7 protein-coding genes are annotated in these 7,275 nt (G+C 62.3%); 1 reads left to right on the plus strand and 6 read right to left on the minus strand.

Annotation, left to right across the window (positions count from 1 at the left end):
* Window positions 1-41: 41 nt before the first annotated feature.
* Both J4D28_RS19490 and yejK read right to left on the minus strand, forming a co-directional pair.
* Complete coding sequence (locus tag J4D28_RS19490) at window positions 42-395, minus strand: glutaredoxin family protein (RefSeq protein WP_009047116.1); 354 nt, start codon at window positions 393-395, stop codon at window positions 42-44.
* Window positions 395-1,399: a nucleoid-associated protein YejK gene (gene yejK / locus J4D28_RS19495; RefSeq protein ID WP_007932136.1), complete on the minus strand. Its 1,005-nt coding sequence runs from the start codon at window positions 1,397-1,399 to the stop codon at window positions 395-397. Before yejK ends, J4D28_RS19490 begins: the two co-directional genes overlap by 1 nt.
* A 395-nt stretch (window positions 1,400-1,794) precedes the next feature.
* Between yejK and J4D28_RS19500 the strand changes: the two genes are divergently transcribed.
* On the plus strand, window positions 1,795-2,076 hold the full coding sequence (locus tag J4D28_RS19500; protein WP_007932138.1) for an HU family DNA-binding protein: 282 nt from the start codon (window positions 1,795-1,797) through the stop codon (window positions 2,074-2,076).
* A gap of 101 nt (window positions 2,077-2,177) precedes the next feature.
* Here J4D28_RS19500 and rlmF read toward each other — a convergent pair whose 3' ends face one another.
* The 4 genes from rlmF to J4D28_RS19520 all read right to left on the minus strand — a co-directional run bounded on the left by rlmF (window position 2,178) and on the right by J4D28_RS19520 (window position 7,273).
* Complete coding sequence (gene rlmF, locus J4D28_RS19505) at window positions 2,178-3,203, minus strand: 23S rRNA (adenine(1618)-N(6))-methyltransferase RlmF (protein ID WP_009047117.1); 1,026 nt, start codon at window positions 3,201-3,203, stop codon at window positions 2,178-2,180.
* A 204-nt stretch (window positions 3,204-3,407) separates the two neighbouring features.
* The gene (locus J4D28_RS19510; RefSeq protein ID WP_009047118.1) at window positions 3,408-6,254 is read right to left on the minus strand and encodes a valine--tRNA ligase; all 2,847 of its coding nucleotides are present in this window, start codon (window positions 6,252-6,254) and stop codon (window positions 3,408-3,410) included.
* A gap of 133 nt (window positions 6,255-6,387) precedes the next feature.
* Window positions 6,388-6,858, minus strand: coding sequence for a hypothetical protein (locus tag J4D28_RS19515; protein WP_009047119.1), 471 nt, complete (start codon window positions 6,856-6,858; stop codon window positions 6,388-6,390).
* 7 nt (window positions 6,859-6,865) lie between these two features.
* The gene (locus J4D28_RS19520; RefSeq protein ID WP_309474217.1) at window positions 6,866-7,273 is read right to left on the minus strand and encodes a DNA polymerase III subunit chi; all 408 of its coding nucleotides are present in this window, start codon (window positions 7,271-7,273) and stop codon (window positions 6,866-6,868) included.
* Window positions 7,274-7,275 lie beyond the last annotated feature (2 nt).

Here is a 7,275-nt window from a genome sequence, read left to right on the forward strand (position 1 = left end):
GCCAGCTCGCTGTAGAAGTGAGCTGGCCCGTGATGAAGGTTTTAGCGCTGCAACGCCGCCATGATCTGGTCCGGGTCGTAGGTGCGGATCAGCGTGCCGTTCACATCGAGGATCGGAATTCCTCGTCCACCCAGGGCTTCATAGGCCTTGCGCGCCTCGGCATCCTTCTCGATATCGAACTCGCGAAAGGCAATGCCCTTCTGATCGAGAAAGCGCCGGGTGGCCTTGCAGTAGCCGCACCAGTCGGTGGCGTAGAGCACCACCCGGGCATTGGCCCGGACCTGCTCCGAGGCGGCCTGCGAGGGGTTGAACAGGCGCTCGATCTTGCCCCAGTTCTGGTACGCCACGACCACCAGCAGGATCAGCAGGAATTTCTTCAGCACGCCCTGCAGCATCAGTTGCGGCGCTTGAGCTGATCGGTCAGTTGGGTCGGCAGGCCCTTGATGATCAGGGTCCCGGCTTCCTCGTCATACTCGATCTTCGAGCCCAGCAGGTGCGCCTCGAAGCTGATGGACAAGCCTTCGGCGCGGCCGGTGAAGCGGCGGAACTGGTTGAGGGTGCGCTTGTCCGCCGGGATCTCCGGCGACAGGCCGTAGTCCTTGTTGCGGATGTGATCGTAGAACGCCTTGGGGCGGTCCTCGTCGATCAGCTCCGAGAGCTCTTCCAGGCCCACGGGTTCGCCGAGCTTGGCCTGGCTGCTGGCGTAGTCCACCAGGGCCTTGGTCTTTTCCCGGGCGGATTCTTCCGGCAAGTCTTCGCTTTCGACGAAGTCGCTGAACGCCTTGAGCAGGGTGCGGGTCTCGCCCGGGCCGTCGACGCCTTCCTGGCAGCCGATGAAGTCGCGGAAATACTCCGAGACTTTCTTGCCGTTCTTGCCCTTGATGAACGAGATGTACTGTTTCGACTGCTTGTTGTTCTGCCACTCGGAGACGTTGATCCGCGCGGCCAGGTGCAACTGGCCCAGGTCCAGGTGGCGAGACGGGGTCACGTCCAGCTCGTCGGTCACCGCCACGCCTTCGCTGTGGTGCAGCAGGGCGATGGCCAGGTAGTCGGTCATGCCTTGCTGGTAGTGGGCGAACAGCACGTGGCCGCCGACCGACAGGTTGGACTCTTCCATCAGCTTTTGCAGGTGCTCGACCGCGACGCGGCTGAAGGCGGTGAAGTCCTGGCCGCCATCGAGGTATTCCTTCAGCCAGCCGCTGAAGGGAAACGCGCCGGACTCCGGGTGGAACAGGCCCCAGGCTTTGCCCTGTTTGGCGTTATAGCTTTCGTTGAGATCGGCGAGCATGTTCTCGATGGCCGCGGATTCAGCCAGTTCGGAATCGCGGGCGTGCAGAACTGCGGGTGTGCCGTCGGGTTTTTTGTCGATCAGGTGGACGATGCAATGGCGGATCGGCATGGGCTTCTCGGCTGGTTGGCGGGAGAGGGCGTGACTCCCCGAAAAAGTGCCCAGTGTACCGCACCCGCTGGTTTTGGCGCTGTTTGAAGGGTGTGGAAGGCGGCTTGGGTCAAGCTTATGCATTTTTTTACGGATTTAGAGCAATAAAGCTGACCAAATGGCTAGGTAGAGGCGGATATTTCCCCGTCTCTGTGCTAGTTTTGCCCCGTCTTACGCGATGTCTCGGCGTTAAGCGTGCATTCAGCATTTGTCAGGTCGAACCAAACCCTGATTTCGGTATCTATAACCCCGATCTTTCGTGGTTGTGACCGGGGTGCCAGATCCACAAGACCTGGCTCGATGGCTGACACTGCACTCTGCAATCCAAATGAATTTGATAGGGAAGGAACACCACAATGGCTATTACTAAAGACCAACTGATCGCTGATATCGCTGAAGCTATCGACGCGCCGAAAACCACCGCGCGTAACGCTCTGGACCAACTGGCCCAGATCGTTGCTGATCAATTGGAAAATGGCGGCGAAATCACTCTGCCAGGTATCGGCAAACTGAAAGTGACCGAGCGTCCTGCCCGTACTGGCCGTAACCCATCGACTGGCGCTGCCATCGAAATCGCTGCCAAGAAAGTTATCAAGCTGGTTGTGGCTAAAGGCCTGACCGACTCGATCAACAAGTAAGACTGCAGTAGAACCGTGCCTCGGAACACTTCCGGGCACGGTTTTCAGGCTTTAAGGCCGCAACGATTTACGCAAGGTAAATCGCCGTTTTCCCCCTCGTACTATCCCTTCCGAACCCAACGCTCCTGGCGCCAGGCCTGTTGCTGTGCCTTGTCCTTGAAGGTCCAGGCGACGAAGCGGCTCTGTTTCTGCCCCTGTGACATCTCCACCACCTGGCTCTCCAGCGCCCCGGCCTTTTTCAGCGCGGCCTGAATCGCCGGCAGGTTCGAGGCTTTCGACACCAGGGTGCTGAACCACAACACCTGTTGCGCCACCTGGGCGCTTTCGCCGATCAACTGGGTCACGAAGCGCGCTTCGCCACCCTCGCACCACAACTCCGCCGCCTGGCCGCCAAAGTTCAGCACCGGCAGCTTGCGCTTGGGATCGGCCTTGCCCAGGGCTCGCCATTTGCGCTGGCTGCCGCGCGTGGCTTCTTCCAGGGAGGCATGGAACGGCGGATTGCACAGGGTCAGGTCGAAGCGCTCGTCGCTCTCCAGCAGCCCCAGCAGGATCTGCTTGCGGTTGGCTTGCTGGCGCAGGCCGATGGCCTTGTTCAGGCCGTTGGCCTGGACGATTGCCTTGGCGGCGGCGAGGGCGGTGGTGTCGATGTCGGAACCGAGGAACTGCCAGCGGTAATCGGAGTGGCCGATCAGCGGGTAGATGCAGTTGGCGCCGACCCCGATGTCCAGCACCCGCACCGCCGCGCCGCGGGGAATTACGCCTTCGTTATGCGCGGCCAGCAGGTCGGCGAGGAAGTGCACGTAATCGGCGCGACCGGGTACCGGAGGGCAGAGGAAGTCGGCCGGGATGTCCCAATGGGCGATGCCGTAGAACGCTTTGAGCAATGCCCGGTTGAACACCCGCACCGCCGCCGGGTTGGCGAAGTCGATGCTCTCCTTGCCGTAAGGATTGATGATCACGAAAGCCCCCAGCTCCGGGGTGCTCTTGATCAACTGCGCAAAGTCATAGCGGCCTTGATGGCGATTACGCGGGTGCAGGCTGGCCTTTTCTCGCGGCGCGACGGCCTTGGCCGGGGCAGGAGGTTGAGGCTTTTTGCGCGGAACTTTGGGAGGGCGGGGGGCGGTCATGGGCGAAATCGGTTCGGGTATGGCTCAAAGTGGCGCGCATTGTCCCATATCTGCCCCGGCAGCGGCGCCGCCAGGATAACGCGGTGTGCCAGGAATAACGCTTCGCGGGTAAGCCTCGCGCCTACAGAGGCATGAGCCTTTCGGTCGGGTATAAAAAAGGGAGCCCTTTGCAGGGCTCCCTTTTTATGACCGCTCGAATCGCCGTTACAGGCTGGAGATCCGTGCGTGCTGCTCGGCCAGCTTGCCCAGAGCCTGTTCGGCTTCGGCCAGTTTGGCGCGTTCCTTGTCGATCACTTCGGCCGGGGCCTTGTCGACGAAGGCGGCGTTGGACAGCTTGCCGCCGACCCGCTGCACTTCGCCTTGCAGGCGCTGGATTTCCTTGTCCAGGCGCGCCAGTTCGGCACCCTTGTCGATCAGGCCGGCCATCGGCACCAGCACTTCCATCTCGCCGACCAGGGCGGTGGCGGACAGCGGTGCTTCGTCGCCGGCTTGCAGCACGGTGATCGATTCGAGTTTGGCCAGCTTCCTCAGCAGGGTCTCGTTTTCGCTCAGGCGGCGCTGGTCTTCGGCGCTGGCGTTCTTCAGGAACAACGCCAGTGGCTTGCCTGGGCCGATGTTCATTTCGGCACGGATGTTACGGGTGCCGAGCATCAGGCCCTTGAGCCATTCGATGTCGTCTTCGGCGGCCTGGTCGATGCGCGCTTCAACGGCCACCGGCCAGGGTTGCAGCATGATGGTCTTGCCCTGGATGCCGGCCAGCGGCGCCAGGCGCTGCCAGATTTCTTCGGTGATGAACGGCATGAACGGATGGGCCAGGCGCAGCGCCACTTCCAGTACGCGCACCAGGGTGCGGCGGGTGCCGCGCTGGCGCTCGACCGGCGCGTTTTCGTCCCACAGCACCGGCTTGGACAACTCCAGGTACCAGTCGCAGTATTGGTTCCAGATGAACTCGTACAGCGCCTGGGCCGCCAGGTCGAAGCGGAACTGGTCCAGCTGGCGGGTCACTTCGGCTTCGGTGCGCTGCAGCTGGGAGATGATCCAGCGGTCGGCCAGCGACAGCTCGTAGGCTTCGCCGTTCTGACCGCAGTCCTCGCCCTTGTCCAGCACGTAGCGCGCGGCGTTCCAGATCTTGTTGCAGAAGTTGCGATAGCCTTCGACGCGGCCCATGTCGAACTTGATGTCGCGGCCGGTGGACGCCAGCGAGCAGAAGGTGAAGCGCAGGGCGTCGGTGCCGTAGCTGGCGATGCCGTCGGCGAACTCCTGGCGGGTCTGCTTCTCGATCTTCTTCGCCAGTTGCGGCTGCATCATGCCGGTGGTGCGTTTCTGCACCAGCGCTTCGAGCTCGATACCGTCGATGATGTCCAGCGGGTCAAGGACGTTGCCCTTGGACTTGGACATCTTCTGGCCCTGGCCGTCGCGAACCAGGCCGTGTACGTACACGGTCTTGAACGGAACCTGCGGTGTGCCGTCTTCGTTCTTCACCAGGTGCATGGTGAGCATGATCATCCGGGCGACCCAGAAGAAAATGATGTCGAAACCGGTCACCAGCACGTCGGTCGGGTGGAAGGTCTTGAGGAACTCGGTCTGCTCCGGCCAGCCCAGGGTGGAGAAGGTCCACAGGCCCGAACTGAACCAGGTGTCGAGGACGTCGTTGTCCTGTTGCAGTGCAACCTCAGGCCCGAGGTTGTGCTTGGCGCGCACTTCGGCTTCGTCGCGGCCGACATAGACCTTGCCCGATTCGTCGTACCAGGCCGGGATGCGGTGGCCCCACCACAGCTGGCGGCTGATGCACCAGTCCTGGATATCGCGCATCCAGGAGAAGTACATGTTTTCGTACTGTTTCGGCACGAAGGCGATGCGGCCGTCTTCCACGGCGGCAATGGCCGGCTCGGCCAGCGGCTTGGTGGAGACGTACCACTGGTCGGTCAGCCACGGCTCGATGATGGTGCCGGAGCGGTCGCCTTTCGGCACTTTCAGGGCGTGGTCGTCGACGCTGACCAGCAGGCCGGCGGCGTCGAACGCGGCGACGATTTCCTTGCGCGCCTGGAAACGGTTGAGACCGGCGAATTCGGCCGGGATCTTGCCATCGATGCTTTCGTTCAGCGTGCCGTCCAGGTTGAACACCTGGGCAGCCGGCAGCACTTCGGCGTTCTTGTCGAAGATGTTCAGCAGCGGCAGGTTGTGGCGCTTGCCGACTTCGTAGTCGTTGAAGTCGTGGGCCGGGGTGATCTTCACGCAGCCGGTGCCGAATTCAGGGTCGCAGTAGTCGTCGCCGATGATCGGGATGCGACGGCCCACCAGCGGCAGTTCGACGAACTTGCCGATCAGCGCCTTGTAGCGTTCGTCGTTCGGGTTAACGGCCACGGCGGAGTCGCCGAGCATGGTTTCCGGACGGGTGGTGGCGACGATCAGGTAGTCCAGGCCTTCGGCGGTCTTGGCGCCGTCGGCCAGCGGGTAGCGCAGGTTCCACAGCGAACCTTTCTCGTCGTGGTTCTCCACTTCGAGGTCGGAGATCGCGGTGTGCAGCTTGGTGTCCCAGTTGACCAGACGCTTGCCGCGGTAGATCAGGCCGTCTTCGTGCAGGCGCACGAAGGCTTCTTTAACGGCTTCGGAAAGACCGTCGTCCATGGTGAAGCGCTCGCGGCTCCAGTCCACGGACGAGCCCAGGCGGCGGATCTGGCGGCTGATGTTGCCGCCGGACTGATCCTTCCACTCCCAGACTTTCTCGAGGAATTTTTCCCGGCCCAGATCGTGACGATTCTGGCCCTGGGCTTCGATCTGACGCTCCACCAGCATCTGGGTGGCGATACCGGCGTGGTCGGTACCCGGCTGCCACAGGGTGTTGCGGCCCTGCATGCGGCGGAAGCGGATCAAGGCATCCATGATCGCGTTGTTGAAGCCATGGCCCATGTGCAGGCTGCCAGTGACGTTCGGTGGCGGAATCATGATGGTGTACGAGTCGCCCGCGCCTTGCGGGGCGAAGTAATTCTCTGACTCCCAGGTCTGGTACCAGGAAGTTTCAATGGCGTGCGGCTGGTAGGTCTTATCCATGCGCGGCGGGACCCTATTGGCATTTATTCAGGAAAAGCCGGGAAGTATAGCGGAGGGGGGTAGCTGCAAGCCACAAGCGGCAAGTTCCAAGTGACAAGATCGCCATACCCGGCTTTTGCTTGCAGCTTGCGACTTATGGCTTGCCGCTTGTCGCTGCGGCGAGCAGGCGATCCATGCGCGCGTCGAGGCGGCGCTTGATTTCGGTTTCGATGTGCGGGGCGAAGTCGTCGATCACGTCTTGCATGATCAGTTGCGCGGCGGCGCGCAGTTCGCTGTCCAGGTGCAGCAGGGCATCCTGGCTCTTGGGCGCTGGAGCGGGTTTTGGTGTCGGTGCTGGTGCAGGGGCTGGAGCGGCCGCTACAGGAGCAGGTGGCGGTTCGACCACCGGAGCGGGGGCTGGTTGTGGTTCTGTCGGCGCCTCGTCGAGGGGTTCGACGGCAGGCTTGCCGCCGACCATATCGAACAGCAGTGGAATCTGCACTTCGCCGTCGACGGTCTCGGTCAGCAGCGGAGGTTGCAGGTCGTCATCGCCGAGCAGTTGGCGGATGGACTCGAGGTCATCCAGCAGGTGCGCGGACTTTTGCAGCGGTTTGGGAGTGTCCATCGATGGCTCAGAGTCGCTGTAAACGGTGATCTTGCAGAGGATAGCCCTGTTCGCGGTAGAAACGGAAACTCTCGCGAGCGGCCTGGCGGATAGTCGGGTCTTCCACCACCACTTCGGCGATGCGGGCAAACCGCTGGGCAAATGCCGGGACTTTCAGGTCCAGGTTGACCAGCAGGTCATGGTGCTCGCCGGGGTCGTCGCCCAGGCCGAGAACGATCAGGCCATCCGGTTCGCTTTCGACGGGGCCGTGGGGCACGAAGGTTTCGCCCTTGAAGCGCCACAACCGGGCATCGAGCTCATCGCGCTGGGCCGCGTCGCTGCAATGCAGGTAGATGCGGTGCCCCATGCGCCAGGCCTTGTCGGTGAGCTTGCAGGCGAAGTCCAGGCGTGCCGAAGGATCCGCGCTGGGAAGGATAT

The sequence above is a fragment of the Pseudomonas sp. GW531-T4 genome, assembly GCF_017349615.1.
In the GTDB taxonomy this organism is placed as follows: domain Bacteria; phylum Pseudomonadota; class Gammaproteobacteria; order Pseudomonadales; family Pseudomonadaceae; genus Aquipseudomonas; species Aquipseudomonas chlororaphis_I.

Bases quoted from the DNA above. Each gene is read 5' to 3' on its own strand.
- J4D28_RS19490 (WP_009047116.1), bottom strand. From the start codon at position 395: ATGCTGCAGGGCGTGCTGAAGAAATTCCTGCTGATCCTGCTGGTGGTC.
- yejK (WP_007932136.1), bottom strand. From the start codon at position 1,399: ATGCCGATCCGCCATTGCATCGTCCACCTGATCGACAAAAAACCCGAC.
- J4D28_RS19500 (WP_007932138.1), top strand. From the start codon at position 1,795: ATGGCTATTACTAAAGACCAACTGATCGCTGATATCGCTGAAGCTATC.
- rlmF (WP_009047117.1), bottom strand. From the start codon at position 3,203: ATGACCGCCCCCCGCCCTCCCAAAGTTCCGCGCAAAAAGCCTCAACCT.
- J4D28_RS19510 (WP_009047118.1), bottom strand. From the start codon at position 6,254: ATGGATAAGACCTACCAGCCGCACGCCATTGAAACTTCCTGGTACCAG.
- J4D28_RS19515 (WP_009047119.1), bottom strand. From the start codon at position 6,858: ATGGACACTCCCAAACCGCTGCAAAAGTCCGCGCACCTGCTGGATGAC.